Origin of the sequence: Brevibacillus sp. GCM10020057, assembly GCF_042683565.1 — a bacterium.
In the GTDB taxonomy this organism is placed as follows: domain Bacteria; phylum Bacillota; class Bacilli; order Brevibacillales; family Brevibacillaceae; genus Brevibacillus.
Window position 1 is genome coordinate 302,510 of sequence record NZ_JBHUJW010000043.1, and the last position, 26,622, is coordinate 329,131.

At 54.4% G+C, this 26,622-nt stretch carries 29 protein-coding genes; 28 read left to right on the forward strand and 1 reads right to left on the reverse strand.

Annotated elements, in window-relative coordinates; all coding sequences use genetic code 11:
- Positions 1-24: 24 nt before the first annotated feature.
- The 21 genes from rnc (at position 25) to ACFSO0_RS15220 (ending at position 19,919) form a co-directional block, all read left to right on the forward strand.
- Positions 25-711 (forward strand): ribonuclease III, encoded by a 687-nt coding sequence (gene rnc / locus ACFSO0_RS15120; RefSeq protein WP_376881615.1) that lies wholly within the window; start codon positions 25-27, stop codon positions 709-711.
- Between the two features lie 131 nt (positions 712-842).
- The gene (smc, locus tag ACFSO0_RS15125; protein WP_376881617.1) at positions 843-4,415 is read left to right on the forward strand and encodes a chromosome segregation protein SMC; all 3,573 of its coding nucleotides are present in this window, start codon (positions 843-845) and stop codon (positions 4,413-4,415) included.
- Between the two features lie 43 nt (positions 4,416-4,458).
- Positions 4,459-5,469 carry a signal recognition particle-docking protein FtsY gene (ftsY, locus tag ACFSO0_RS15130; RefSeq protein ID WP_376881619.1) on the forward strand — a complete coding sequence of 337 codons (1,011 nt, stop codon included), beginning with the start codon at positions 4,459-4,461 and terminating at the stop codon, positions 5,467-5,469.
- Between the two features lie 142 nt (positions 5,470-5,611).
- The gene (locus ACFSO0_RS15135; protein WP_376881621.1) at positions 5,612-5,950 is read left to right on the forward strand and encodes a putative DNA-binding protein; all 339 of its coding nucleotides are present in this window, start codon (positions 5,612-5,614) and stop codon (positions 5,948-5,950) included.
- Between the two features lie 10 nt (positions 5,951-5,960).
- Positions 5,961-7,373 carry a signal recognition particle protein gene (ffh, locus tag ACFSO0_RS15140; protein WP_376881623.1) on the forward strand — a complete coding sequence of 471 codons (1,413 nt, stop codon included), beginning with the start codon at positions 5,961-5,963 and terminating at the stop codon, positions 7,371-7,373.
- Positions 7,374-7,485: 112 nt separating this feature from the next.
- Positions 7,486-7,758 carry a 30S ribosomal protein S16 gene (rpsP, locus tag ACFSO0_RS15145; protein WP_005834322.1) on the forward strand — a complete coding sequence of 91 codons (273 nt, stop codon included), beginning with the start codon at positions 7,486-7,488 and terminating at the stop codon, positions 7,756-7,758.
- Between the two features lie 23 nt (positions 7,759-7,781).
- Positions 7,782-8,009, forward strand: a complete 228-nt coding sequence (locus ACFSO0_RS15150) for a KH domain-containing protein (protein ID WP_376881624.1) — start codon at positions 7,782-7,784, stop codon at positions 8,007-8,009.
- Positions 8,010-8,185: 176 nt separating this feature from the next.
- The gene (locus tag ACFSO0_RS15155; protein WP_376881626.1) at positions 8,186-8,602 is read left to right on the forward strand and encodes a YlqD family protein; all 417 of its coding nucleotides are present in this window, start codon (positions 8,186-8,188) and stop codon (positions 8,600-8,602) included.
- A gap of 20 nt (positions 8,603-8,622) precedes the next feature.
- The gene (gene rimM, locus ACFSO0_RS15160; protein WP_376881627.1) at positions 8,623-9,138 is read left to right on the forward strand and encodes a ribosome maturation factor RimM; all 516 of its coding nucleotides are present in this window, start codon (positions 8,623-8,625) and stop codon (positions 9,136-9,138) included.
- 13 nt (positions 9,139-9,151) lie between these two features.
- A complete protein-coding gene (trmD, locus tag ACFSO0_RS15165) occupies positions 9,152-9,898 on the forward strand; it encodes a tRNA (guanosine(37)-N1)-methyltransferase TrmD (protein ID WP_376881629.1) in 747 nt (248 codons plus the stop codon).
- A 158-nt stretch (positions 9,899-10,056) separates the two neighbouring features.
- Positions 10,057-10,404: a 50S ribosomal protein L19 gene (gene rplS, locus ACFSO0_RS15170; RefSeq protein WP_376881630.1), complete on the forward strand. Its 348-nt coding sequence runs from the start codon at positions 10,057-10,059 to the stop codon at positions 10,402-10,404.
- A gap of 135 nt (positions 10,405-10,539) precedes the next feature.
- Positions 10,540-11,103 carry a signal peptidase I gene (gene lepB, locus ACFSO0_RS15175; RefSeq protein ID WP_376881632.1) on the forward strand — a complete coding sequence of 188 codons (564 nt, stop codon included), beginning with the start codon at positions 10,540-10,542 and terminating at the stop codon, positions 11,101-11,103.
- A gap of 46 nt (positions 11,104-11,149) precedes the next feature.
- A complete protein-coding gene (gene ylqF / locus ACFSO0_RS15180) occupies positions 11,150-12,043 on the forward strand; it encodes a ribosome biogenesis GTPase YlqF (RefSeq protein WP_376881633.1) in 894 nt (297 codons plus the stop codon).
- A 79-nt stretch (positions 12,044-12,122) separates the two neighbouring features.
- Complete coding sequence (locus tag ACFSO0_RS15185) at positions 12,123-12,899, forward strand: ribonuclease HII (RefSeq protein ID WP_376881634.1); 777 nt, start codon at positions 12,123-12,125, stop codon at positions 12,897-12,899.
- Positions 12,900-12,940: 41 nt separating this feature from the next.
- Positions 12,941-14,986: a hypothetical protein gene (locus ACFSO0_RS15190; RefSeq protein ID WP_376881635.1), complete on the forward strand. Its 2,046-nt coding sequence runs from the start codon at positions 12,941-12,943 to the stop codon at positions 14,984-14,986.
- Entirely contained in the window at positions 14,983-15,276 is a 294-nt protein-coding gene (locus ACFSO0_RS15195; RefSeq protein WP_376881636.1) for an EscU/YscU/HrcU family type III secretion system export apparatus switch protein, read from the forward strand. The genes ACFSO0_RS15190 and ACFSO0_RS15195 overlap by 4 nt, the downstream gene beginning before the upstream one ends.
- Positions 15,273-15,644, forward strand: a complete 372-nt coding sequence (locus tag ACFSO0_RS15200) for a YraN family protein (protein WP_376881638.1) — start codon at positions 15,273-15,275, stop codon at positions 15,642-15,644. Before ACFSO0_RS15195 ends, ACFSO0_RS15200 begins: the two co-directional genes overlap by 4 nt.
- A gap of 385 nt (positions 15,645-16,029) precedes the next feature.
- A complete protein-coding gene (locus ACFSO0_RS15205; RefSeq protein ID WP_376881640.1) occupies positions 16,030-17,430 on the forward strand; it encodes an Ig-like domain-containing protein in 1,401 nt (466 codons plus the stop codon).
- Between the two features lie 131 nt (positions 17,431-17,561).
- Positions 17,562-18,032: a signal peptidase II gene (gene lspA, locus ACFSO0_RS15210; RefSeq protein ID WP_376881641.1), complete on the forward strand. Its 471-nt coding sequence runs from the start codon at positions 17,562-17,564 to the stop codon at positions 18,030-18,032.
- A 75-nt stretch (positions 18,033-18,107) separates the two neighbouring features.
- Positions 18,108-18,263 (forward strand): hypothetical protein, encoded by a 156-nt coding sequence (locus ACFSO0_RS15215; protein WP_376881642.1) that lies wholly within the window; start codon positions 18,108-18,110, stop codon positions 18,261-18,263.
- Between the two features lie 111 nt (positions 18,264-18,374).
- Positions 18,375-19,919 carry a YifB family Mg chelatase-like AAA ATPase gene (locus ACFSO0_RS15220; protein ID WP_376881644.1) on the forward strand — a complete coding sequence of 515 codons (1,545 nt, stop codon included), beginning with the start codon at positions 18,375-18,377 and terminating at the stop codon, positions 19,917-19,919.
- 11 nt (positions 19,920-19,930) lie between these two features.
- Here the strand turns inward: ACFSO0_RS15220 and ACFSO0_RS15225 are convergent, their stop codons facing one another.
- The gene (locus ACFSO0_RS15225) at positions 19,931-20,257 is read right to left on the reverse strand and encodes a protease inhibitor I42 family protein (RefSeq protein ID WP_376881646.1); all 327 of its coding nucleotides are present in this window, start codon (positions 20,255-20,257) and stop codon (positions 19,931-19,933) included.
- Positions 20,258-20,691: 434 nt separating this feature from the next.
- Here ACFSO0_RS15225 and ACFSO0_RS15230 point away from each other — a divergent pair, with 434 nt between their 5' ends.
- From ACFSO0_RS15230 to sucC, 7 genes are all read left to right on the forward strand, one after another.
- Positions 20,692-21,414 carry an EAL domain-containing protein gene (locus ACFSO0_RS15230; RefSeq protein WP_376883209.1) on the forward strand — a complete coding sequence of 241 codons (723 nt, stop codon included), beginning with the start codon at positions 20,692-20,694 and terminating at the stop codon, positions 21,412-21,414.
- Between the two features lie 30 nt (positions 21,415-21,444).
- Positions 21,445-21,816 carry a hypothetical protein gene (locus tag ACFSO0_RS15235; RefSeq protein ID WP_376881647.1) on the forward strand — a complete coding sequence of 124 codons (372 nt, stop codon included), beginning with the start codon at positions 21,445-21,447 and terminating at the stop codon, positions 21,814-21,816.
- A complete protein-coding gene (locus ACFSO0_RS15240) occupies positions 21,798-22,586 on the forward strand; it encodes a diguanylate cyclase domain-containing protein (protein ID WP_376881648.1) in 789 nt (262 codons plus the stop codon). The genes ACFSO0_RS15235 and ACFSO0_RS15240 overlap by 19 nt, the downstream gene beginning before the upstream one ends.
- Positions 22,587-22,770: 184 nt before the next feature.
- The gene (locus ACFSO0_RS15245; RefSeq protein ID WP_376881649.1) at positions 22,771-23,085 is read left to right on the forward strand and encodes a YbjQ family protein; all 315 of its coding nucleotides are present in this window, start codon (positions 22,771-22,773) and stop codon (positions 23,083-23,085) included.
- Between the two features lie 177 nt (positions 23,086-23,262).
- Complete coding sequence (locus ACFSO0_RS15250; RefSeq protein ID WP_376881650.1) at positions 23,263-24,156, forward strand: AlbA family DNA-binding domain-containing protein; 894 nt, start codon at positions 23,263-23,265, stop codon at positions 24,154-24,156.
- A 41-nt stretch (positions 24,157-24,197) separates the two neighbouring features.
- Positions 24,198-25,256 carry a hypothetical protein gene (locus ACFSO0_RS15255; protein WP_376881652.1) on the forward strand — a complete coding sequence of 353 codons (1,059 nt, stop codon included), beginning with the start codon at positions 24,198-24,200 and terminating at the stop codon, positions 25,254-25,256.
- Between the two features lie 186 nt (positions 25,257-25,442).
- Positions 25,443-26,603, forward strand: a complete 1,161-nt coding sequence (gene sucC / locus ACFSO0_RS15260; RefSeq protein WP_376881653.1) for an ADP-forming succinate--CoA ligase subunit beta — start codon at positions 25,443-25,445, stop codon at positions 26,601-26,603.
- Positions 26,604-26,622 lie beyond the last annotated feature (19 nt).

Here is a 26,622-nt window from a genome sequence, read left to right on the forward strand (position 1 = left end):
TCTCCTGGAATGGTGGTGAAGGTGATGAGTTTCGCACAGCTGCAAGAGAGAATAGGTGTGCGCTTTCACGACGAAAGTGTGCTGCGGCAGGCATTCACCCATTCTTCCTACGTGAACGAGCAACGGGGGAAACGGATTCAAGACAATGAACGGCTTGAATTTTTGGGAGATGCGGTCCTCGAATTGACCGTTTCCCAGTTTTTGTACAAGACGTTCCCCAAGATGAGCGAAGGGGAAATGACGAAGCTGCGCGCAGCCATTGTTTGTGAACCGTCTCTGGTGAAGTTTGCTGAACTGCTGAATTTCGGCGATCTCGTTTTGCTTGGAAAAGGGGAAGAGCTGACAGGTGGACGCCAGCGGCCGGCCTTGCTGGCAGACGTGTTTGAAGCATTTGTAGGCGCCCTTTATTTGGATCAAGGCTTGGATGCAGTTTTTTCCTTTATGGAGAAATACGTCTATCCTCGGATAGATAAAGGAGAGTTTGCCCAGGTAACCGACTTCAAGAGCCAGCTGCAGGAATTTGTTCAACAAGACAATCTGGGAGACATCCAGTATCGCATCGTAGAAGAAAAAGGACCAGCGCATAATCGGGAGTTTGTGTCAGAAGTGCTGCTAAACAATCGTTCGCTGGGCGTCGGCTCAGGCCGCTCCAAGAAAGAAGCGGAACAGCAGGCAGCTGCGCGGGCACTGGTCAAGCTGGGCGAAAAATAAACGTTCTGGAAAGAAAGGCTGCACCTGCTCGATAGGGGTGCGGCTTTCTGGCTTCTTTTCGAGTGACATCCGAAGTCCGGGAAAGGTTGCCGGATTGTTGTCGACAGAGGCTGTTAAGGAGGGCCGTCAGTATGTATTTAAAGCGCCTGGAACTGGCAGGATTCAAATCCTTTGCCGACCGGACAGAGCTGGAGTTTGTGCCGGGAGTGACAGCGGTCGTGGGACCAAACGGAAGCGGGAAGAGCAATGTGTCCGATTCGATCCGCTGGGTGCTCGGGGAACAGAGCGCCAAATCGCTGCGCGGAGCCAAGATGGAGGATATCATTTTTGCCGGCAGCGACACGCGCAAGCCGGTCAATTTTGCGGAAGTGACCCTTACCTTGGACAACTCGGACCGATCGCTCGACGTCGAGTATTCGGAGGTCTCGATTACGCGCAGGGTGTATCGCTCCGGCGACAGTGAGTATTACATCAACAACAGAGCCTGCCGCCTGAAAGACATCATGGAGTTGTTCATGGATACCGGATTGGGAAAAGAAGCGTATTCGATCATCGGGCAGGGCAAGATCGAGGAGATCCTCAGCACCAAGTCCGAAGATAGGCGCGGCATTTTTGAAGAAGCCGCCGGGATCGTCAAGTACAAGACGCGGAAGCGCGAGGCGGAAAAGAAGCTCGATGAAACCGAGCAAAATCTCGTCCGTATTCACGACATTGTCAGCGAGATTACCGAGCAGATCGGTCCCTTGCAGGAGCAGGCCGAGACAGCGCGGACGTACAAGGAGCTGCACCGCAGGCTGGTCGAGCACGAAGTAGCCTTGTACGTGCAGCAGATCGAAGCGGCACATGCGAAGTGGGAAGCGGCGACACAGCTCGTCCAGGAGCTGAAGGAGCAGTTGGTCGCCCAGTCGACGGAGGCAGCGAGGCAGGAAGCAGACCTGGAGCAGGCGCGTTTTCACGTCACCCAAATCGACCAGTCCATCGAGGAACTGCAGCAGGTGCTTCTGGCGGTCAGCGAAGAGGCGGAAAAGGTGGAGGGGCAACGGGAAGTGCTGCGCGAGCGCATGCGCAACCTGAATGCGAACCGCCAGCAAACCATGGAACAGATGCACCGGATTACCGAGAAGCAGCATGCGCTGGAGGCCGAGCTGGCCGAGGAGCAGGAGCGGGCGCAGGAGGCCAAGCGCCGGATGGCAGAGGCCAGTTCATCCTTGCAGGAAGCGGAAGGGCAGTTTTTCTCCATGGTGCAGTCGCTGACAGACGATGTGGAGCGGCTGAAAGGGGATTATTTCGAGAAGCTCAATGAGATGGCCAATCTCCGCAACGAGATGCGCCACCAGCAGCAGCTGCTGCAGACGAGCCAGGCGCGCCTGGACCGCCAGCTATCCGGCAAGGAGCAGCTCGATTCCGAGGAGCAAAAGCGGCAGGCCAAGCTGGAAGAATTGCGGGAGCAGCTGGAGACGATCGATGAGCAGATTCAGCAGACCGTCAACGGCTACAGAGAACTGATGGAACGCATCCGCGAAGGGCAGGCCCGATTGGAGACAGCCCGCCGCGAATTGCGGCAGCTGGAGCAGAAGAAAGAGGCTGCCAAGTCCCGCCTTGATTTGCTCAAGGAAATGCAGTCGGAATTTACGGGCTTCCAGCAAGGGGTCAAGGAAATCTTGAAGGCCCGCGAACGCGGCTTTGCCGGTATTCACGGCGCGGTAGCCGAGCTGGTCGTCGTGCCCCAGCAGTACGAGACGGCTTTGGAGGTCGCGCTTGGCGGAGCGCTGCAAAACGTGGTCGTAGACAACGAAGCGGCGGGTCGTGCCGCCATCGCCCACTTGAAAAAGCACAATGCCGGCCGTGCGACCTTTTTGCCGCTCGATGTCATTCGGCCGCGCCATTTGCAGGCAGAGGACAAGCGTATTCTCGCCAAAGTAGCGGGAGTCGTTGGCATCGCCAGCGAACTGGTCTCGTTTGAGGAAAAGTACCGGCCGATTCTCGAATCGCTGCTCGGCAACGTGATCGTGACCCAGACGCTGGAGCAAGCCAACAAGGTGGCGCGGGCGTTGCAGTATCGCTACCGCGTCGTCACCCTGGAAGGCGACATCGTCAACGCTGGCGGCTCCATGACCGGGGGTGCGCTCAAAAAGAACAGCACCAACCTGCTTGGCCGCAATCGCCAGGCGGAAGAACTGGAAAGCCAAATGGGCGAAATCGAACAGGAAATTTCTGGGTATACTACGCGCATGGATCAACTGACCGGCGAACTGCGGAGCATGGAGCAGGAACAGGAGTCGTTGCGCAGCCAAGGCGAGACGCTGCGTTTGAAGGAACAGGAAGTCAAAGGCCTGCTTCAGCAGACAGAAGCGGAAGGACGCTCGCTGGAAGAGCGCGCCCGGCTTGTCGAACAGGACATCGCCGCGTATCGCCGGGAAATGGAAGACGCCGAGCACAGACTGCAGGAGCTGCAATCGTCTCTCGCCGCGCTGGACGCACAGGAAAAGGAGCTGGCCTCGCATGTGGCGGAAGCCGAAGCCAAGCGGCAGGAGCAGCTCGAATCCAGGGAAGAGATGAACAGGAAGATCACCAGCCTAAAGGTGTTGAATGCGCAGGTTATGCAGGAGTATCAGTCGCGCATCGAGCAGACAGAGCGCCTGATCGAGCAAAAAGCCACCCTGCAAAAAGAGTGGGAAGAGCAAAATGCAGCGCTCGCCTCCCTCGACGAGCTGGAGCGGACAAACGAAACATCCGGCTCTGCCCTGGATGAAAAGATTGCAGAGCTGCGCCAGGACAAGGATCGGGTCGCAGGACTGATCCAGGAGCGCCGCAGCGAGCGGGCCACCCTGTTCTACAAGCAGGAGCAGGTGGAGCAACAAGTCAAGGAAATGCGCAGAGAACTCAAAGCGAAGGAAGACAAGCTGCATCAGGAGGAAGTCAAGGTGAACCGAAGCGAAGTCGAACTGGATCACCTGTTGAACAAACTCTCCGAAGAATACGAAATGAGCTACGATCTGGCGAAGCAAAAATACCCGGCTCGTGGTGAAATAGCTGAAGAAGTGCATATCGTGGGACAGCTGAAGAAACAGATCGCGGCGCTGGGCACTGTGAATTTGGGAGCGATCGAGGAATACGAACGACTGTCGGAGCGCCAGCAGTTTTTGAGCGCCCAGGAAGCCGACCTGAACGAAGCGAAAGCCATGCTCTACCAGGTCATTTCCGAGATGGACAGCGAGATGTCCCGCAGGTTCAAGGAGACGTTCGATGCCATCTCCGAGCAGTTCCGCGACGTGTTCGTAAAGCTGTTCGGCGGAGGACGTGCCGACCTGTTGCTCTCCAATCCGGACAATCTGCTGGAGACGGGGATCGACATCGTCGCCCAGCCGCCGGGGAAAAAGCTGCAAAACCTGGCGCTGCTCTCCGGCGGGGAGCGGGCCTTGACGGCGATGGCTCTGCTATTTGCCATTTTGCGCGTCAAGCCGGTGCCGTTCTGCGTGCTGGACGAGGTCGAGGCGGCGCTGGACGAGGCGAACGTCAACCGGTTTGCCGAATACATGCGCCACTTCAGCGGCCAGACCCAGTTTATTTGCGTCACGCACCGCAAAGGAACGATGGAGAGCGCAGACGTCCTCTACGGAATTACGATGCAGGAAGGCGGCGTCTCCAAGCTGGTATCGGTGAAGCTGGAGGACAGCGACAAATTTATCGAATCTGCCTCCTGACGTCAGCGGCCGATTTCATTACTATCCGCAAAGGAAGATGAACATGAGCTTTTTCAAGCGCCTTCGGGACGCGATTGTACAAAAATCAGAGGAAGTTACCCGCAAGTTTACGGACGGACTGGCCAAAACGCGCGATCTGCTCGTGGAAAAAGTGGAGGATCTCGTCCGCCGCTACAAAAAGATCGACGACGATTTCTTCGATGAACTGGAAGAGATTTTGATTACCTCCGACGTGGGAGTCAGCACGGTCATGGAGCTGATCGACGATTTGCGCACGGAAGTCCGCAAGCAAAAGATCGAGAACGCCATGGAATTGCAGCCGATCCTCTCGGAAAAACTGGTCGCCCTGCTGAAAAACGACGAAGCCTCCGACACTGCGCTCAACGTGCAGGACGGACGCGTCAATGTGATTTTGTTCGTGGGCGTGAACGGCGTAGGCAAGACGACGACGATCGGCAAAATGGCCCACATGTTCAAGCAACAAGGGAAAAAAGTGTTGCTGGCCGCAGGCGACACGTTCCGCGCTGCCGCGATCGAACAGCTCGAAGTGTGGGGAGAGCGCGTAGGCGTTGAAGTCATCAAGCAGCAGCAAGGCTCCGATCCGGCTGCAGTCATCTACGATGCAGTCCAGGCGGCAAAATCCCGTCAGGTCGATGTCCTGCTGTGCGATACTGCAGGCCGTCTGCAAAACAAGGTCAATCTGATGGAAGAGCTGGCGAAGGTGCACCGCGTCCTGCAGCGGGAGCTTCCGGGCGCGCCGCATGAAGTGCTGCTCGTGCTCGACGCGACGACAGGGCAAAACGCGCTTTCGCAGGCCAAGACGTTCGGCCAGTCTGCGGGCGTGACCGGCCTCGTGCTGACCAAGCTCGACGGCACGGCAAAGGGCGGCATCGTCATTGCGATCAGAAGCGAGCTGAACATCCCGGTGAAATACGTCGGCCTGGGCGAAAAGATGGACGATCTGCAGCGCTTCGATCCAGAGCAGTTTGTGCACGCCCTGTTTGCGGGACTCATCGAGCAGGAAGTGCATGACGAAGAGCAAAAGGAAGCGTAAACACGCCTCACCAAACAAAGAAAAATGATGTCAATAAAAAACCTTGACACCGGGTGTGGAATTGGGTACTATAATCTACGTGCTGTAAAGAAAATGTCTTTACAGTTTGCACCGAGTACCTCATAGCAAAGGATTGGTTCCCATGCTGGAAAAAACCAATCAGGTGAACCTCTTGTTTGATTTTTACGCTCCGCTTCTCAAAGGCAAGCAGCGTGAATATCTGGAGCTGTACTATCTCGATGACTTGTCTCTTTCAGAAATTGCCGAAATGCATGAGGTTAGCCGTCAGGCCGTGTATGACCACATCAAGCGAGCGGAAAAGCAGCTGTTCGAGTATGAACAGAAGCTCCGCCTGGCAGAACGTCATGAAAAGCGGCTGAATGTGCTGAACCAGATGAGAGAGCTTGTGAGCGAGCTGGCTGACAGCGAAGCGAGAGACGAGCTGAACACTTTGCTGCACCAACTGTCAGAGATGGATTAGGAGGGCTCGCATGGCGTTTGAGAGCTTGGCCAATCGGCTGCAGAACGCGTTTGACAAACTGCGGGGCAGAGGCAAGATCGACGAGACCGTGGTCAATGAAGCGATGCGGGAAGTACGACTCGCTCTGCTGGAAGCAGATGTGAACTTCAAAGTAGTAAAAGACTTCGTCGCGCGCGTCAAGGAGCGCGCAGTCGGTCAGGACGTCATGAAAAGCCTGACGCCGGGCCAGATGGTCATCAAGATCGTGCACGAAGAGCTGATTGATCTGATGGGCGGCAGTGTCGCTCAACTGACGATGGCTCACCGCCCGCCGACTGTCATCATGATGGCAGGTTTGCAGGGGGCAGGGAAAACGACCACGACAGGCAAGCTGGCGAAGTATTTGCAAAAGCAAAATCGCAAGCCGCTGTTGGTGGCGGCGGACGTATACCGTCCTGCTGCGATCAAGCAGCTGCAGGTTTTGGGAGAGCAGCTGGGAGCTCCCGTCTTCACTCTCGGAGATCAGGTCAGTCCTGTTGAAATCGCACGGCAAGCCATTGAGCATGCCAAGGCGAACCATTTCGATGTCGTTTTGCTCGATACGGCAGGCCGCCTGCACATCGACGAAGCGCTGATGGATGAGCTGAAGCAGATTCGCGAGGTAGTGAAACCCGATGAAATTCTGCTCGTCGTCGATGCGATGACTGGACAAGACGCTGTGAACGTGGCAGAGAGCTTCAACAGTCAGCTGGAGCTGACCGGTGTGGTTCTCACCAAGCTCGACGGCGATACCCGCGGCGGCGCGGCACTATCCGTCAAGGCAGTCACCGGCAAGCCGATCAAGTTCGCGGCGACGGGTGAAAAGCTGGACGCACTGGAGCCGTTTCATCCGGATCGCATGGCATCCCGTATCCTTGGTATGGGGGACGTGCTCAGCCTGATTGAAAAGGCGCAGGCCAGCGTTGACGAAGAAAAGGCGCGCGACATGGAACGCCAGATGCGTCAAGGGGAATTTACCTTCGACATGTTCCTCGATTCCATGCAGCAGCTTCGTAATCTGGGGCCTTTTGAAGACATTCTCGGCATGCTGCCAGGAATGAACAAGTTGAAGGGCAAGATGAACGTCGATGAGAAGCAGATTGCCCGCGTAGAGGCGATCGTCAAGTCCATGACGAAAGCGGAAAGAGCCAATCCTGAACTGCTCAACGCAAGCCGCCGCAAGCGCATTGCGAGCGGGAGCGGGACCAGCATTCAGGAAGTGAACCGGTTCATCAAGCAGTTTGAAGAAATGAAAAAGATGATGAAGCAGTTCTCCGGCGCCGCAGACAAGATGATGAAGAAGTCCAAGAAAAGGGGCGGACTCGGACTCCCGTTCATGGGCAAGGGCGGCAAAAACCAGGGGGGCATGAACTTCCCGTTCAACTTCAAACCGCCGTTCAAATGAGTTTGCATGATCTCTTCGCGCGGCTGACCCGTTCAGCTGTCGCGATGGTTCAGATATAGTAGCAGCAACGCGATGTCTTTACCGCGTTGATCCATACAGGAGGTGACACAACATGGCAGTTAAAATCCGTCTGAAACGCATGGGTTCCAAGAAAGCTCCTTTCTACCGTGTAGTAGTAGCTGACTCCCGTTCCCCACGTGATGGCCGTTTCATCGAAGAAATCGGTTACTACAATCCGGTTGCTCAACCGGCAGTGGTAAAAATTGATACCGAAAAAGCGGTACAATGGATTCTGAACGGTGCAGCTCCAACTGATACCGTTCGCAACCTTCTGTCCAAAGAAGGCGTTCTCGCGAAAGTACACGAAACCAAATACGGCAAATAAGCCGTTCATCTGGAGGTCTGATGATGAAAGCGCTGGTCGAAACGATCGCAAAGGCTCTCGTCGATCATCCGAATGAGGTTCGTGTCAACGCAGTGGACAAAGAGCGCACACTCGTCTTTGAATTGTCGGTGCATCCTGATGATATGGGCAAAATCATCGGCAAACAGGGACGAATCGCGAAAGCACTGCGCACGGTCGTGATGGCTGCCTCCGTGGAAGCGGACAAGCGCGTCACGGTTGAAATTGTTTGAGTGAAAAGGCTGGGAGCATTCCCAGTCTTTTTTCTTAACGTTTTCGGAAGGCGCGAAAACTTGCCCGCAATACGCTTGCGCTCTTCCATGGACAAACCTCGGCAGATAGTTTGCATGAGCGATACTGGACGGCTGTTCTGATCGGCCGTCGAAGGGAGTGGCTGGAAGTGCTCACGGTGATTCGTTCGGTACAGGTCAAAATCATTATGACAGAAGCCTCCCGCGCGGCGCTTGTCGAGCAGTATGCCGGACAAATTCGCCAGCATCGCGAGGCTTGGGAGCAATGGCAATTTCAGTCGAAAAAATTACTTGCGGACGCCAAAAAGAAGTCAGCAGATACATATGCACTGGTCCAGGAGAAAATTGCCCGGGAAGATCAGAAGCGCAAGGAAAAGCTGGAAATGCTCCAATTTCAGCTGCAGCTGGCGGAGCAGTTGCCGGTGGGCAGCGAAATGGACTATCAGACCGTGCAAAGCCCCGTGACGGTCCAAATCGGCGATGTGTGGGATGAAATCATGACCGGAACGGAAATCCTGATAAAAGATGGTCAGGTGCATGAGATTCGGCAACGAACAAAAGGACCTCAGGTGTGAGTTTAGGAGGAGTGAACGGATTGGAAAAGCGTTATTACGGAGTGGGCAAGCTGGTGAATACCCACGGTTTGCGCGGGGAAGTGCGGGTCATTTCCACCACGGATTTTCCCGATCAACGTTTCCGCAAAGGGAGTGAGCTGTTTCTGTTTCACCCGACTCTCCCGGAGCCGTTGAAATTGAAAATCGCGACCCGCCGTTCGCACAAAGGGTTTGAAATATTGAGCTTTCAAGGCTATACGAATATTAACGACATCGAAAAGTACAAGGGCGGCGAGCTGAAAATTCCGGAAGAGGCCTTGATGGAGCTGGAAGAGGACGAGTTTTACATCCACCAGCTGATCGGCTGCGAGGTGGTCACGGACGAAGGAGAGGAGCTGGGAAAAATCGTCGACGTGCTGCAGCCTGGAGCCAACGATGTCTGGGTCGTCAAAGGCGGGCGCGGAGAGATTTTGCTGCCGTACATCGATGATTGCATCAAGCACGTGGACGTCGCAAACAAACGCGTGGTCTGCCATCTGATGGAAGGCTTGCTGTAGGAGGGCTCGGCGCATGCGCATTGACATTTTGACCCTGTTTCCCGAGATGTTTGCAGGCGTCTTGTCCAGCAGCATCCTGGGAAAGGCGAGCGAAAAGGGACTCGTAGAATTTCACGTGACGAATTTTCGCGATTTCTCGGAAAGCAAGCACGGCACGGTAGATGATACGCCGTATGGCGGCGGCGGCGGGATGGTGCTGAAGCCGGAGCCGCTGTTCCGTGCGGTGGAATCGCTGGCGGGCGACAAGAAGCCCCGCGTCATTCTTATGTGTCCCCAGGGAGTGCCGTACAACCAAAAGCTCGCAGAGGAGCTGGCGCAGGAGGAGCAGCTCGTCTTTATTTGCGGCCATTACGAAGGGTACGACGAGCGCATCCGCGAACATCTGGTCACAGACGAGATTTCCATTGGCGACTACGTGCTCACGGGCGGAGAGCTGGCTGCGATGGTCGTCATTGACAGCGTCGTCCGCCTGCAGCCAGGGGCGCTCGGCAACCAGACATCAGCAGTCGAGGACTCCTTTTCCACAGGCTTGCTGGAGTACCCGCACTACACGAGACCGGCCGAATTTCGCGGCTGGAAGGTTCCGGATGTCCTCTTGTCCGGCCACCACGCCAACATCGTCAAATGGCGGCTGAAGGAGTCGCTGCGCCGCACGAAGGAGCGCAGGCCCGACCTTTTGGAAAAGCTGGAATGGACACCGGAGATGAAAAAGCTGATGGCCGAACTGGAAACGGAGAAAAAAATGGGGGACAAACCGTAGAAACTCCCTTGTAGTCGGACGCCTGATGTGTTAATATACTTCTTGTGGCAATTTTGCCCGCTGACTAAGGCGGTCCGCTACTCGTATCTCAGGCAAATGCGCTGGGCCAACGATTTGGTAGACGAGTAAGAACGTCTGATCGGAAGGAGGGAATTCAAATGAACCAAGTTATCCGTGAATTGGAAAAAGAGCAATTGAAACAGGACATTCCTGCGTTCCGACCTGGTGACACCGTACGTGTACACGTAAAAGTTATCGAGGGTCAGCGTGAGCGTATTCAGCTCTTCGAAGGCGTTTGCATTCGCCGTCGTGGTACTGGTATCAGCGAAACATTCACCGTTCGTAAGATCTCTTACGGCGTAGGTGTTGAGCGTACCTTCCCATTGCACACGCCGAAGATCGACAAGATCGAAATCGTGCGCCATGGTAAAGTGCGTCGTGCGAAACTGTACTATCTGCGTGACCGCGTGGGTAAAGCAGCTCGTATCAAAGAAATCCGTCGATAAGCGTTTGCTAACGCATAGGAAAGAGGACTGGTCTGCTAGCCAGGCCTCTTTTTTCCATTTCGGCACATATTGCGTGTGTTCGGGCATCGTCAAGGCAACAATAGGATGGACGAGCTAACATGGGAGGATTCGATCATGAGCGAAGAAGTTACCTCCACCCGCGCCAAAAAGAACGAGTTGTGGGAATGGACCCGGGCGCTGGTTATTGCCATTATCCTGGCGTTTCTCATCCGGACCTTTCTGTTCGCCCCCTTTATCGTAGAGGGCGAGTCCATGGAAACCACCTTACATAACAACGAGAAACTGGTCGTCAACAAGGCTGTCTATTATTTGCGGGAGCCAAAGCCAGGCGAGATCATCGTCTTCCATGCGGAGAAGACGCGCGATTATATCAAGCGGGTCATCGCCGTTGCGGGAGACACGGTAGAAGTCAAAAACGACCAGCTCTACGTAAACGGCAAGCTGGTAGAAGAGCCTTATCTGGCGCAGCATAAGGCGGAAGCGAGACGGCAGGGCGAACCTTTTTTCACGAACGACTTTCCCCCTGTCAAAATACCGGCGGACCACATTTTTGTCATGGGAGACAATCGGCTGAACAGCCACGACAGCAGGGCGATCGGGCCGGTCGCTGTCAGCACGGTCGTGGGGCGGGCCGAATTTACGTTCTGGCCGCTCGCAGATGTCCGCATGGCGCGATAAAGAAATGGCAGACAAGCAGGAACCGCATCAAGGTAGGTGAGAAGAAATGACAATCCAATGGTTTCCGGGCCACATGGCAAAAGCGCGCCGTCAAGTGACGGAGAAGCTCAAACAGATTGATGTGGTCATTGAATTGCTGGATGCGAGACTTCCTCTCTCCAGCCGAAACCCGATGATTGATGAAATTGTCAGCGAGAAGCCGCGGCTGATCTTGCTGAACAAAGCCGATCTGGCAGATGAAAAAGTAACCGAGCAATGGATTGCCTATTTCCGCAATCTGGGGATTCGGACTCTTCCGATTGACGCCCTTAGCGGCAAAGGCGTGAGCAAGCTGCCCGAGCTGTGCAAGGAACTCGCTGGCGACATGCTGGCCAAGAGAGCCGAGCGGGGGATGCAGGCGCGGGCGATCCGCATCATGATTCTCGGCATTCCAAACGTGGGCAAGTCTTCCCTGATCAATCGCCTGTCCAAACGCTCAGTGGCGCAGACGGGAGACCGACCTGCCGTGACGAAAGCGCAGCAGTGGGTAAAAATGGGAGACACGCTGGAGCTTTTGGATACGCCGGGGATTTTGTGGCCGAAGTTTGAAGATCAGATGGTCGGTTTGCGGCTCGCCGCGAGCGGCGCTATCAAAGACGAACTGCTCGATTTTACGGAAGTCGCCTTGTACGCCATCAGCTACATGATGCACTACTATCCGGAGCGGCTATTGGAACGGTTCAAGCTGAAGGAGCTGCCTGCAGACCGGGTGACAATGCTCGAGGAAATCGGGAAGAAGCGCGGCTGTCTGGTGTCTGGCGGCAACATCGACTACGACAAGGCAGCAGAGCTGTTTTTGCGGGAGCTGCGTTCAGCCAAGCTGGGCCAGGTATCGCTGGAACGTCCGATCGACTGGGAAATGGACGAGCCGATCGGCAAGCCGCTTTCCTTGGCCGAATGATCGCGAAAGGCAACGGAAAACCTGTCTATCGACTGCGGTAGACGGTTTTTTTATTCCGTACACAAGGAGAAATGCATCAATGAATGTCGAGGAAATGTCGATAAAGGAAATACGGGACTGGCTCGAAAAATTGGAGGAAATACCCAAAGATTTTTTACAATTGTTAAAGAATGACAAGCGAGCAGGCGTGCAGCAGATCGTTCGCAAGCAGGAAGCGGCGCTGGCCCGCCAGGAAAAGCTCGCGCAGCAGTGGGCGGACATGACGCAGTACGAGCGCAGCCTGCGGGAAAAGGGACGGCAGTTCATTTTCGGTGTGGACGAGGTAGGGCGCGGACCGTTGGCAGGACCGGTGGTGGCAGCTGCTGTCTGCCTGGCTGCCGACTTTTACTTGCCGGGATTGAACGACTCCAAGAAAGTACCTGTTGCCACACGTGAGGCTTATTACGAGGTCATCATGCGCGATGCGTTGGCCGTCGGGATCGGGATCGTGGATGCCGCCCGCATTGACGCCATCAATATTTTGAACGCCACGAAGGAAGCCATGCTCCTGGCGCTCCATAATGCCGGAACAGCGCCGGATGTGTGCCTGATTGATGCGGTGCAGCTAACAGGGCTTGCCTGCGAGCAAGTGCCGATCATCGGCGGTGACGGGAAGAGCGTTTCCATCGCGGCTGCATCGATCGTCGCCAAAGTGACAAGGGACCGGCTGATGGCCGATTACGCGCGCGAATATCCGCAGTACGGTTTTGAAAAACATGCCGGTTACGGGACTGCGGAGCATTTGGCTGCGATCGCCCGCTTCGGTGTGACGCCGATTCACCGGAAGACGTTTACAGGAGTGAAGGAACAAGCGTAATCGCTTTAACAGTAAATGGAACTGCGGGAGGTGAAGGTACCATGTTTTCTCCGTCACAGTTGATTCAATCGCTGGTGCAGCGCGCGCCTGTTCCAGCACAGAAGCCGGTAGAGCTGACGCCAGGGCAAGTTTTCAAAGGGACAGTCGTCAAGCAACTCCCGGATAACATGGCTCTCGTCCAGATTGGCGGATTGCAGGTGCAGGCAAAGCTTGAGGCCAAGCTCGAACAAGGACAGAAAGCATGGCTGCAAGTACAGCCCCAAACTGACGTCGTGACGCTGAAGGTGCTGGATACTCCGGTGGAGGGGCCGGGAAAAGAGGCTTCCCTGGAAGGGCTGATCCGCTCGCTGGGGCTCGCAGAGACGAAAGAGAGCAAAGTCATTGTCAGTGCCTTGATGAATGCCAATTTGCCGATTAACAAAGAGACGGTGCAAGCATTCGCGGCAGTCGCCGCTCGTCTCGGTGTGGACGACGCGACGGTGGAGGCATTCATGATGGCTGTCAAGCGGAATTTGCCGTTAACACCGGATACGGTTGCGGGTCTCAAAGCGTTTCTTGGCGAGAAGCCGATCAGTCAGGCGATTCAAAACTTTGTGCAGCAAGCCGCGCAATTTTTGGCGCAGGACGCGGAAGGGGAGGGCCAGGCAAGGGCTACGGTGGTGACAAGCCAGCCAGGACAGGCGGGCGGAGCAGGAGCGGCGACAAGCCAGCCAGCACAGGCGAGCGGAGCAGGAGCGGCGACCAACCAACCAGGACAGGCGAACGGAGCGGTGGTGACAAGTCAGCCGGGGCAAGCGGGCGGAGCACTGCGCCAGCTTGTTTCCGCCTTGCAGGAAAAAGTGGCTGCTCTGCCGCTGACCTTCGCGCCATCCGCAGAAGCCGGGCAGACCGCAGCCCTTGTGGCGGCCAATCAGGCAGACGGGAGCCGAACAGTCGCAGCAGCAGACGGGCAGGTCGAGGCACGCGGGGGGAACGTTGCGAATGCGCCCGCAGGAAGTCAGCTGCCTTCAGGTGCGTCTGTTCCGACAGCGCCGGGATTGCCAGCCGGGAAGCCGCCTGCAGGGGGCGTGGAAGGGCAACCAGTCGGTTCCGCCGTGACGCAGCAGAATCAGCAGCAGCTTCCGGCAGGCAAAGGAATTGCAGACAGCGCTCCCATGCCCGCAGGCAGTGCTTCAACGCCGAACCCGGGGACGAATCAGGGGACAGCGGGATTTGCCGATGTTGCGCGCGCAGAGGGTGGTATGCCGCAACAGTCGGCCACCCCTGCTGGAGCAGGCAAGTCCGGTCAGCATCTGGCAGACATGCCGCCAGTACGCGCCGAGACGACTGATGCTATGACCCCAGCCAGCGCCGGTACGCTCCGGCACGGCACAGAGGAGGCACCGCAGGCCGCTCCGCCGGCAAATTTCCCTACGCAGTCCGCCACGAACCCGGGCAGCCATCCCATCCAGACACTGCTTCGCCAGCTCGGAATCGCACACGAGCGGGAGCTGATGGGACAGGCGTTGTCAGGGGGCGCACCTGAGGCTGGCTTGCACAAGCAGATGGAATCTGTCAAGTCGCTGCTGCTGCAGATTACGCAATCGCAGTCGCAGCATCTTCCCGCAGCATTGCGGGAGGCGGCTGACCAGCTCTTGCAGCACGTCACCGGCCAACAGCTGATGCTGATGCCGCAGGCGAACCAGGTATTTTCGCAGGTCGTCATGCAGATTCCCATCCGCGCAGGCAGCGGCGAGGAAACAGCCTATGTGCAGATTGAGTCGAAGAAAAAGGACGGCGGACAAGTGGACGCAGAAAATTGCCGCTTGTTTTTCCACCTTGAGCTGCAAAAAATGGGGACGACGATGATCGATGTCAGCATTGTCAATCGCATCATCAATTTGCAAATTTTTACGAACACTCCCTGGGTGGAAGGACTCGTCCAAGGGATGAAGGAAGGGTTCGCCGGACAGTTGCAGGAGGTCGGCTACCATCTGTCTGCTGTGCGCGTTCGATCCATTCCCGAGCAGCGGACGAAGAACTCTGTCGCCCCAGGAGCCAAAGGCGCCATTTTCGCCGATTACAAAGGAGTGGATCTGCGGATATGAGCGAGATGAGTCCATCCGACAGCAAGCGAAAGCAGGCAGTGGCTCTGAAATATCAGGCAGGGACGATGGAAGCGCCGAAAGTGGTGGCGAAAGGAAAAGGCTACGTTGCGGAAAACATCCTGAAGACGGCGAAAGAGCACGACATTCCTGTCCAGGAAGACCCTTCGCTGGTGGAGGTGCTAGGCAAGCTGGATCTCAACCAGCAAATCCCGCCGGAGCTGTACCAGGTGGTGGCGGAAATTCTCGCATTTGTCTACCGGCTGGACAAAGGAGGGGCAGGCAGAGGATGAGCGAACGGCGGCGTGCTTTGGGGCAGCAGGGAGAGCAACTGGCAGAGACATATCTCATACAAAAGGGATACGAAATCGTCGGGCGCAATGTGCGCACGCGGCGGGGAGAGATCGACTTGATCGCTGTTGATCGCGGTTCGCTCGTTTTTGTTGAGGTGCGGACGCGCTCCAGCCTGGCCTTTGGTACCGCCGCCGAATCGGTCAGCTGGCGGAAACGGCAGAAGCTGCGGGAGCTTGCCATGGAATATTTGCAGGGTCTGTCCCGCTATGTGCCTGCCTTTCGCTTCGACGTCATCGCCATTCATGTCAGCCGGTCGCACGAGTCAGGCAGACATGCGAGCATCGAACATATCGAGCATGCTTTTTAATCCGACGCTCGTACCAACGGCGGCTGGAAGCGCGCGATGAAAAAAACGGGCTCCAAAATGCCGAACGATTGGGGATATGTCTACATCATTCGCCTGCCAGCCAGCGTACTATGGTACTGTACTCGACGCGATGAAACTCCTCCAAGCATCAACATAGCCCTCCGGCAATGCAGCCGGGGAGCATTTTTTTTGCTCACAAAAACCGCGTCAGTCCGAAGCTGCTCGTTAGCCTGGAGATTGCGGCCGCCGTCCGGCTTGCGGCAGCGGTTATTTCCCCGACGGCAATGCCTACAAATGTTTTTCAAAAAAAATGCGGGATTTTATGTGACATTTTTCCATATCGTACGTCAATCAAGGTAGAGGAACAGAACTAGGAGGTACATAGATGAAGCAAATGAGAAGCAAGTTTTTTCAAACCTTGGCGGTAGCCTTGGCGACGGTGTGTGCGGTACACCTGGGACTGCCGGCAAGTACATACGCTGCCCAGACGGTGAATGCACAGGCGGCAAGTACATACGCTGCCCAGACGGTGAATGCACAGGCGGCAAGTACATACGCTGCCCAGACGGTGAATGCACAGGCGGCAAATACATCCGGCCTGGTGGCGAACGCGAGCTCGTCGAGCATAACGAAAGGGAAAACGGCAACGGTTACCTTGACATATAACGGTCAAAGTCTCGATGCCTCCCGCGCTGCCTGGACCACGTCCAATCCGGATAAAGCGACAGTGAGCAAAGGGGTTGTAACCGCAAAAGGGTCAGGAACCGTCATCATCACGGCGAGTTACAACGGAGAATCGGTGAAGGTCCGTTTTACCATTAACGATCCGGATACGCTTACCGCCGACGTATACAAAACGACCCTGAGCAAAGGAGATCAGCAGACGATCTCTCTCTATTTCAACGGCAAAACGTTGGATGCCAGGAAAGCGAACTGGGCTTCCACGAATGACTCGGTGGCCACGGTCAGCAAAGGCGTCATTACCGCCAAAGGGAAGGGGACGGCCGTAATCGCCGCGACGTATAAAGAACTGTTTGTTCTCATCGATGTGACAGTAGATTCAAATGTGTCCGGCAAGCTGGAAGCGAGCGAAACGACGATCAAAATGGACAAGGGCGACAAAAAAACGATCAAACTCAAGTACGATGACAAGACCCTTTCCGGTTCAAAAGCGACCTGGACCACTTCCAAATCTTCCGTCGCAACGGTCGATGACGGCGAGGTAACGGCGAAAGGAACCGGGACGGCTACCATTACCGCCGAATACAAGGGCGATAAGGTAGAAATCGAAGTCAAGGTAGGCGGAAGCTCCGGCAAGCTGGAAGCGAGCGATGACGAAATTTCGCTGCGCAAAGGCGAAAAGGAAACGATTAAACTGAAGTATGACGGCAAGAGTGTGACAGGCTCCAGCGCGGACTGGTCGACCTCAAAATCGTCCGTCGCGACGGTCAGCAACGGAACGGTGACAGCAAAAGCGAAAGGCACTGCGGTCATCAAAGCCAAGTACAAAGGCGAGACAGTCGAGATCGAGGTAACCGTCAAAGATTCCAACCTGCTGGAAGCAGACGACACTTCGATTACCATCAAAAAAGGCAAGACGGCAACGATTGAACTGTTCTACGACGACAAGGATGTAAAAGGCAGCAAAGCGACATGGAGAACATCGGATTCTTCTGTGGCTACGGTGAAGGACGGGGTCGTGACTGCCAAGAAGAAGGGAACGGCAACCATTACCGCCGAGTACAAGGGTGAATCCGTGAAAATTAAAGTGACAGTCAAATCATAGATCAGCACATTTGTGAAAGCCCATCAGAGTCTGCACTGCCAGATTCGTGGGCTTTCTTTGATTAGACCCTCTCATCGCGCGATCCGGGAGGGTTATTTGTATCGGTTCGACATAGGAAAGAGGGGGATGACATGTTCTTTTATATACCCGCGCTCTTCACGTTGCTGGCTGACCAGCTGACGAAGTACATCGTACGCTCCTCGCTTGCGGTCGGAGAGACCGTCTATCTGGACAAACTTCAGCTTACCCATTATGAGAATGCCGGCATGGCGTTCAGCCTGTTCCAGGGGTATGCCCGCCTGTTTGCAGTGGCGGCTATTTTGTTTGTGGCGGGCGTTCTCTACTACCGTAAGCACGAAGCGCCCAAAAGCATACTGGTCAATGTGGCCCTGGGGTTTTTGGCAGGAGGGGCGTCGGGGAATGCGCTCGACCGCATCCTGTTCGGAAAGGTGACGGACTTTCTGGTGTCTCGCTCTGGAAAGGGCATCCTCAATCTGGCGGACCACGCGATCAACGCGGGGATCGTGCTGTTGCTGCTCCATGTGCTCATTTCCTTTGCCGTACAGAAATGGGGCAGGCGGAATAACAGAATGGTTCCCTGACGGCGACAACGTCTAAATCACGAATTCCCCCATACATTTATGAAAAGGACAGAGGAAAAGGGGGAGGGACGTTCCATGACGTGGAGAAGAGCTCTGGGAATGCTGTCCGTAGCTGCCGGCGCGGTCTGTCTGATCCAGACGAGCGCGGAGCTGTCAGTCGGCTCTAATATCATTCTGATTGTAATCGCTGTCGGTCTTGTTCTCCTTGGACTGCAATTGTTTGAAAAATAAGAGCATCTGGACAGGGAACAGCTCCCAAATCCAGCGTTTATGGCCTGAGGCGAAAAATTTGCGTCCCTCCGCTGTCTTTTTCTACGCTACTGACAGAGGGGGGACTTCACTATGTACGCTTGCAGTTATTCCGGTACCGTTTTTGGCATTGACGGCATGGTCGTTTCGGTGGAGACGGATATTGCCAACGGCCTGCCCCAGTTTGATCTGGTGGGCCTTGGCGGCTCCGCCGTAAAGGAAGCGCGAGACCGGGTGCGTGCCGCGCTGCGCAATGCCGGGTTTGATTATCCGATGCAGAGGATTACCGTCAATCTGGCGCCTGCTGATTTGCGCAAGGAAGGCTCGGGCTTTGACCTGGCGATCGCGTTTGGCATCTTGCTCGCCTCGAGGCAGATTACTCCGCGTGCAGAGCGAATCCTCATCATGGGCGAGCTCGCGCTGGACGGCTCCCTGCGTCCCGTTACAGGTGTGTTGCCGATCTTGCTGGAGGCCAAAAAAGCAGGGTTCACGCACGTAATCCTGCCAGCCCAAAATGCCGCAGAAGCGCGGCTTGTCGATATGATCGTCTTACCGGCAGTGAGTTTGGCTGCTGCCGTCCACATCTGGCAAAAGGGCCTGGAAGCGCCGCAGATTTCCGAGCCGCCAGCTGCTGCCGTTTTGCCACCCAAGAAACAATCCCAGAATACACCTGACTTCGCCAATGTATACGGACAGCAATTCGTCAAACGCGGCCTGGAGATCGCGGCCGCCGGTTTTCACAACGTCCTTCTCGTCGGCCCTCCTGGCTCCGGAAAGACGTTGCTTGCGACCTGTCTGCCAGGCATCATGCCGAAGATGACGACGGAAGAGTCATATGAGGTGACCAAGATATACAGCATCGCGGGACAGCTGACGCAAAGGAGCGGGCTCATTCAGGAGAGGCCGTTTCGCTCTCCCCACCATACGATTACGGCGACCGCCCTGATCGGCGGCGGAGCGCAAGTCCCGCGCCCGGGAGAGTGCAGCCTCTCCCATGGAGGCATTCTGTTTCTTGACGAGTTGCCAGAGTTTTCGCGGCATGTCCTGGAAGTGCTGCGTCAGCCATTGGAGGCGGGAGTGGTGACGATCGGCAGGGCGAAGCGGGTATTTACGTTTCCCGCACGCTTTTTGCTTATCGCTGCATGCAATCCGTGTCCGTGCGGATTTTTCGGTGTCGGAGAGCAGCAGTCATGCACGTGCACGCAGCAGCAGATCATGAAATACCGCTCCAAACTGTCCGGGCCGCTTCTCGATCGGATCGATCTGCATCTGGAGGTGCCGCGGGTGCCTGTCCGGCTGTTGAATCAGCGAGCGGCGGAAGAATCGTCTGCCGACATTCGCAGCAGGGTGGAGCAAGCGAGAGCCATCCAGGAGAGCAGGTATGTGCAACGGCAGGGAAGTCCTTTCAACAGCACCATGAACGGGAGTGAGCTGCGCCGCTTTGCTGCGTTGGACAAGGAAAGCCAGGAGCTGCTCCAGCTGGCTTTTGAAACGCTGGGCTTGAGCGCGAGGGCATACGACCGGATCGTCAAGGTAGCGAGAACGATCGCGGATTTGGCAGGCTCCGAGCAGATCAGGTCCACTCATGTTGCGGAAGCGATCCGCTATCGGACGTTGGACAGGGGCGTCTCTTTGTAGCGGGAGCGCAGCTATTCGATGGTGACGATGGCAAATAGGAAATGTACGCAGTCGGCATTTTCCCATGGACGGCAATATTTCAAGGCAATAGACGTCATTCCTGGTTGTAGGGCGTGGAAGGTGAGCACCTGATGTCCACCCTGACCAGCCCGCGGTGCCGCAGGTGGAAGATAATCGTTGCTGATCAGCTTCAAGAACCGTCCGTCCAACGGATTCGATAAAAACCATTGGTATCCGGTAGTCGGGTTGGCGTCCATTGTGAGCGTGAACGTCTGCCCGGAGGTTACACGCATGCTACGGGTGGTCGAGTCTGCCACAAAAGCTTCATCCTTTCGCATCGCTTTACTTTCCCTCCCAGTTTATGTTCCGCCAGCCAATAGGTGCTATTTCGTGATGGTGAACATCTTTCATTTTCATCAAATTTACAAATTCGTGAAAAAAAAACAGGGCAGTCTCAATTTTTGTGGGTATTTAGAATGAGTGAAAAAAAGGGATTTGCCTGATTTTGGCGAATGAATAGGGATAAAGACATAAAATGTCGAATGATAAACAAAAGATTTCTGCTCAATTCTTCTTAATCAATTGGGCGGGAAACAGACAGCAAGGGCGTTTAGGCCGAATATAACGAAATCGCAGCAATCAGGTTTTTCATATATTGATCACTTCCCGCAACTTTCAAAAGGGCAGCCAACCGACGTTACTCTTCTTTTGCGGGAGTAGCTTTTTCGTTGTGTGCACCTTTGGCATAAGCGGGAGAGGGAAAGGAAAATTGATGGAAAGCATTGCGAAGCTTTTTGAAGAGAAGCAGTATTATCACGCATTTCAGCCGATTTGCAGGCTGCCGGAGAAAACACGAATTGGTTATGAGGCCCTCCTTCGCAGCAGCGCGAATGTGAATCCGGAAGCCTTGTTCAGGCAGGCCCAGGAAAAAGGCGAATTGACGATACTGGATATACATTCCTTGCATAACGCTCTGTTGGCGTTTTTCTCATCACCGGATCGGCCCGCGAGCGAACTGTTATTTGTCAATATTTTCCCTTCGACGATTGTCGAGGCTGCGTTTCCTACCTTTATGGAGCAACTTGCCCGCGAATTTGCTGAACGGTTGTCGCAGATAGTCCTGGAAATCAACGAGTCCGTCATGGAAGGAGAAATATGGAACGAGCCGCTCTTTCTTCAGAGAATACAGTTTTTGCGGGAACTTGGCTTTATGATTGCCTTGGATGATGTAGGCGACGGAACGACGACCTTTCGGAAAATACTGGAGGTTGCCCCGGATTACATAAAAATGGACCGATTTTTTTCCAAAAACTTGTCCGAATCTCGCAAGAAGCAAAAAGTTGTGAGACTGTTCGTGGAGTTTTGCCAGGACGACTCGCTGTTGATTCTTGAAGGGATTGAGGGTGAAGAAGACTTTGCCTGTGCTGCTTCCCTTGGGGTTGCGATCGGGCAAGGGTATTTGTTCGGAAAGCCCGGAGGTTTAACGGGCGAGTAAGAACTGCCCGGATGGAATGGAGGAGTACATATGATTGGTGAGAGTAATGTGGCGACTCGAAAAGCCACTTTATCCCTGAAAATTTCTGAATTTGAAGTGCCGCCAATGCAGGATCTGCTCATCGTTGGGAGGAAAGCACCGATCGGGCCGGAAGCTGTGCGGAGGATGGCGGAAGCCTTGTCCCCAGAGCAGTTCACCCTCATCAAACTGGATCATCCCAAAATCGAAGCGGTGCTTCTGCGCACCTCGTTGCTGCAAATCATCGATGAAAAATTGCTGATGACGATCATTATGGAAGAAGCGGAGCGAATGATCAGCGAGTCGATGGTTCTGCGCTCCGAATTGAAAATAGTAATGTCGGTACAGCGGGAGGTCGACTTGCTATGGAAGTCTCCGGTATGATGACGGGTCAGGTCTGTACGATCAGTTCGGACAAAAGCGTCTCCAATGCTGCGAATAGAATGCACGAGTGTGGCACAGATTGGTTGATTGTGGTAGACCACGGGAAGCTGATGGGAGTCGTCACATCTCGACAGATTATGGCCGCACATCCCAATCGCATTGTGGCAGATGCCATGAAAGGGCAACCGGGGCGCATTCGTCCGGATCAGAACGTCTGGGAGGCGCACTCCATTTTCCACGAACATGACGATGAGGTGCTGCTCGTCATGAATGAACAAGAGCTCGTCGGCATCGTGTCCAGAGACGCGGTACAACTGAAGATTGCAGAATATATGGACCCGTTGACGGGCCTGTACCGGGCGCCGTTTATCGAATACGTCGGCGAAAAATGGCTCAAGGAGCAACAGCCCTTTCACTTGCTGTTCATCGATATAAACGATTTTGGCAAGATCAACAAGACATACGGGCATCCGTTCGGCGACGATGTCATCCGCTGGTATGCCCGAGTCCTCACCAACATGATCCAGGATCAGACGGACCAGCTCTGCCGCTATGCGGGCGACGAATTCATCGTGCTGACGACGGCTGGTGATGAACGGGTGCGCCAGTACGTGGATGTGATGGAAAAGCCTGCGGAAATTGGCCAGGTTCAAATATCAGCGGCCGTTGGACATCTTGACGGTTACCGGGAGCCGAATTTCTTTGCGCAGCCCCTGCGGGAGTTGATTGCCCAGGCCAGCCTGTTGTCCACTTCAGCCAAAATGCGTTAGTCTTCCTCGAGCGAGGCGCACGGATACGGTGGCGGACGGGCCGTTGGCATAGCTATGTGCATCCCGGCATAAACTGTTTGATGAGAATTGACTGTCCTCGAAAAAAAGGCGGAACTTGTCAGCGCTTCAATCGTAATACCTAGAGAGGCTATGCATTGAATTTAACAAACAGGAGGCTTTCCCTATGATTGTTACAACGACCAATACATTGCAAGGAAAAGAAATTGAGGCATATTTGGACATCGTGAGCGGCGAAGTCATTATGGGAGCGAACGTGGTCCGCGATTTTCTCGCTGGTATTACAGATATTATCGGGGGCAGAAGCGGTGCGTACGAGAACAAGCTGGCAGAAGGCCGCGAGCTCGCCCTGCGTGAAATGAAAGAAAAGGCGAGAGCGCTCGGTGCAAACGCAGTCGTTGGCGTGGACCTCGATTTTGAGACGTTGCGCGAAGGCATGATGATGGTCATTGCGACAGGGACAGCGGTTAGATTGAAGTGAGCCGGATACTCCGGCTTTTCTTATTTCTTCCAGTAAAAAAATAGAGGCAGACGTGCGCAGTTGCAGACGTTACTGAATACCTGTGCATTGCAGAAATAGCTAGGCAATACGTGAAGGATTCCTGTAAAATATGACCAACGAACTACGGTTTGCCAAATCAAAAGAACGAGGGAAAACATGCGCCAACAATATTCATTAGTAGCGGTCGTCACACATTGGACAGAACAAGCCGTCGTTTTTGACTTTTACCAGGAGACGAGATGCGAGAAGGCCGACCGGGATTTGCTCAAGCACCAGGCGGTTCTGCCTCGGCACTACTTTGACTATTTACTTCATTCGGGGGTGATGGAGATAGAATGCGATCCACCGTATATCTCCGCCCAGGTGCAGCCTGCTTCCATCGGGATGAACATTCGTTCACTGGGGAGTTCCGTTTTGTTTGACATGTGTTTCGCCCCGCAGACGTATAAATTGTGGCAGAACACAGACGCCGTTTTGGAAGAACTTTCGCTGCCCGCCGACACCTTTGAAGAATACGTCTATCGGCTGGGTGCGATCAGCCGATTCCGTTACTTGGGGCGAGTCGATGATCCGGTCGTGGCTACCCAGTTGGGCGAAAATGACATGATTGAATTCAAACGCGACTTTTTGTTGTCGAAAAGCGGGATTATCAAGACGATTGTGGCGTTTGCCAATTCAAACAACGGAAATCTGTTTCTAGGCATTACGGATGAAGGGGTCATCACGGGAATCAACCACGAGATCGAACAGTACGGCGACCCGGACAAATACATTCTGGCGATCACTCAGTACATTCAGGACAAGACTTCGCCGCTGCTCTCGCCATTCCCGAAGATCTCCCTGAAAAAAGTAGGGGATCAATACGTCGTCGCCATCTTCGTGGAAGTCGCATCCGAACTGATTTGCGGTTTGGACAAGAATGGAGAAAAATACGTCGTCATCCGCACGAACAATCGCTCTGTTATCGTCAAGGACCCGCATCAAATCGGCGAAATATACGTGAAACGAAAACTTGGCAGTGAAATCAGCCGTCGATTGGGACTTCTGTAGCATCATCAGACAGATTCCACGCAATGAGGGAGGATTGCTGCATGAAATCGTCTTTACGTGCCTGCCTGCTGACCATCGTGGTGGCATGCATGGTAGTGACTGGTTGCGCGCAAAATACCAAAATTACGGAAGCAGACATGAAGAACCGTATCGAAACCGAGCTGGATACGGTGGAACGGGTCAGCGTCATGTCGACAGATGGGCAGGAAGTGTCACTGGACTTGCGCTTGTTTCTCAGCGAGCTTCACGGGCAAGGAAAAGACTTGCAGTTGTCCGACGAGCCGCTGAAGCAAGAGGATGTGAAATTCACCCTTGTCCTGTATCGCAAGCAACTTGCTCCGCTCGTGGTTTCGGTAGGCGAGAAAGCCAGTCAGTTCGGCGAAAGCACGTATCGCGGACCGGGAGCTATTACCTTCTATCAATGGATTCACCGTCTGACCGGCAAAGGGCTGATGGCCTTGCAGGAGGACAGCATCTTGCTGAATGCCGACGACTTGTCCGAATCGCGGACACTGTCGCTGGAGGAGGCAGGCTACATCCAGAAAGTGCTTAGGGAAGCAGTGCCGGAGAGCGACAAGAATGAAGACCAGCAGCCGCTCTATCCTCACTATCGACTGCGGATCAACTCTGGCGAAAGACCGATGGAGGTGACGGTGCTCACGCCCACGCTCATTTCGGTTCCCTTTGGCCGGGATACGCATTACTTTCAGGTCGATGGCACGTTGTTCTCTCGCTTGACCGAATATTTGGTCCCCCGCGAAATGACAAGCGATCCGATCGAAAAACTTTTCAAGGCAACGAATATCCGCGTCGATGCGAGCGGGCAGATGCCAGTTGACAATATTGATCTTGATGTCACCCAGAGCACAGTCGAGCAGGGGCTTGCCCATCAGACTGTCAGGCTGCTGAAGACAGGCGTACCGCTCCCGCAACCGCCGCAGCAGAGCGGGCTCGTGCAGTACAAGCTGCATTTTCGGGTAAGCGGAGAAGAGCGGACGGTCACTTTCTACTCTCTGTATTTTCAAATCGATGATCAGTGGTACAGCCATAATCAATTACAAAAAACGATTTGGAAATGGATTGCCTCTGCACAAAAGTAAGGAATGTCTCATGAACTTGATCCATTATGGTCACGATAAAGAGAACAATATGACTACCACTTTTGCAAATTTTGTCGTAGAATAGTTACTGTTGCACTGAAAGTGGCGGTGTTGACTGGAACAGTCATTTGTTTATGAATCAGTCATGATTCCTGCCGATCTTTATCTGCCATAGGAGGATGGAGAATGAACATTCATGAGTATCAAGGTAAAGAGATACTTAAGCAGTACGGTGTGAAAGTTCCCGAAGGTCGCGTAGCTTTCACAGTGGATGAAGCTGTAGAGGCGGCAAAAGAACTTGGCACACAAGTCGTTGTAGTAAAAGCGCAAATTCACGCTGGCGGCCGCGGTAAAGCGGGTGGCGTGAAAGTGGCAAAAAATCTGGATGAAGTTCGTACATATGCCCAGGAAATTCTCGGCAAGGTACTGGTTACTCATCAGACCGGTCCAGAAGGCAAAGAAGTAAAACGCCTTCTGATTGAACAAGGCTGCGACATTAAAAAAGAATACTACGTAGGCGTGGTTGTAGACCGTGCAACTGGAAGCGTAGTCATGATGGCGTCCGAAGAGGGCGGTACGGAGATCGAAGAAGTAGCAGCAAAAACTCCGGAAAAAATCTTCAAGGAAGTCATTGATCCTGTGACAGGCCTGAACGCTTTCCAAGCTCGCCGCCTGGCATATGCGATCAACATTCCAAAAGAGCTGATCAACAAAGCAGCCAAGTTCATGATGAGCTTGTACCAAGCTTTTGTAGAAAAAGATTGCTCCATCGCGGAAATTAACCCACTGGTTGTAAGCGGCGACGGTGAAGTCATGGCTCTCGACGCCAAACTGAACTTCGACAGCAACGCGCTGTACCGTCACCCTGAGATCGTGGCGCTGCGCGACCTGGATGAAGAAGACGAAAAAGAAATCGAAGCGTCCAAATACGACCTGTCCTACATCGCACTCGATGGCAACATCGGTTGCATGGTAAACGGTGCTGGTCTGGCGATGGCTACGATGGACATCGTGAAATTCTACGGCGGAGATCCGGCAAACTTCCTCGATGTTGGCGGCGGTGCTACCGAAGAGAAAGTAACCGAAGCGTTCAAGATCATCCTGCGCGATGAAAAAGTAAAAGGCATTTTCGTCAACATCTTCGGCGGCATCATGAAGTGTGACGTCATTGCAAACGGTGTGGTAAACGCTGCAAAACAAATCAAACTGGACAAACCGCTGGTCGTTCGCCTCGAAGGTACGAACGTAGACCTTGGCAAGAAAATCCTCAACGAGTCCGGTTTGAACATCGTAGCTGCTGAATCCATGGCAGACGGCGCTGAAAAAATCGTATCTTTGGTGAAGTAAGTCTGGCAGTCAGATACGT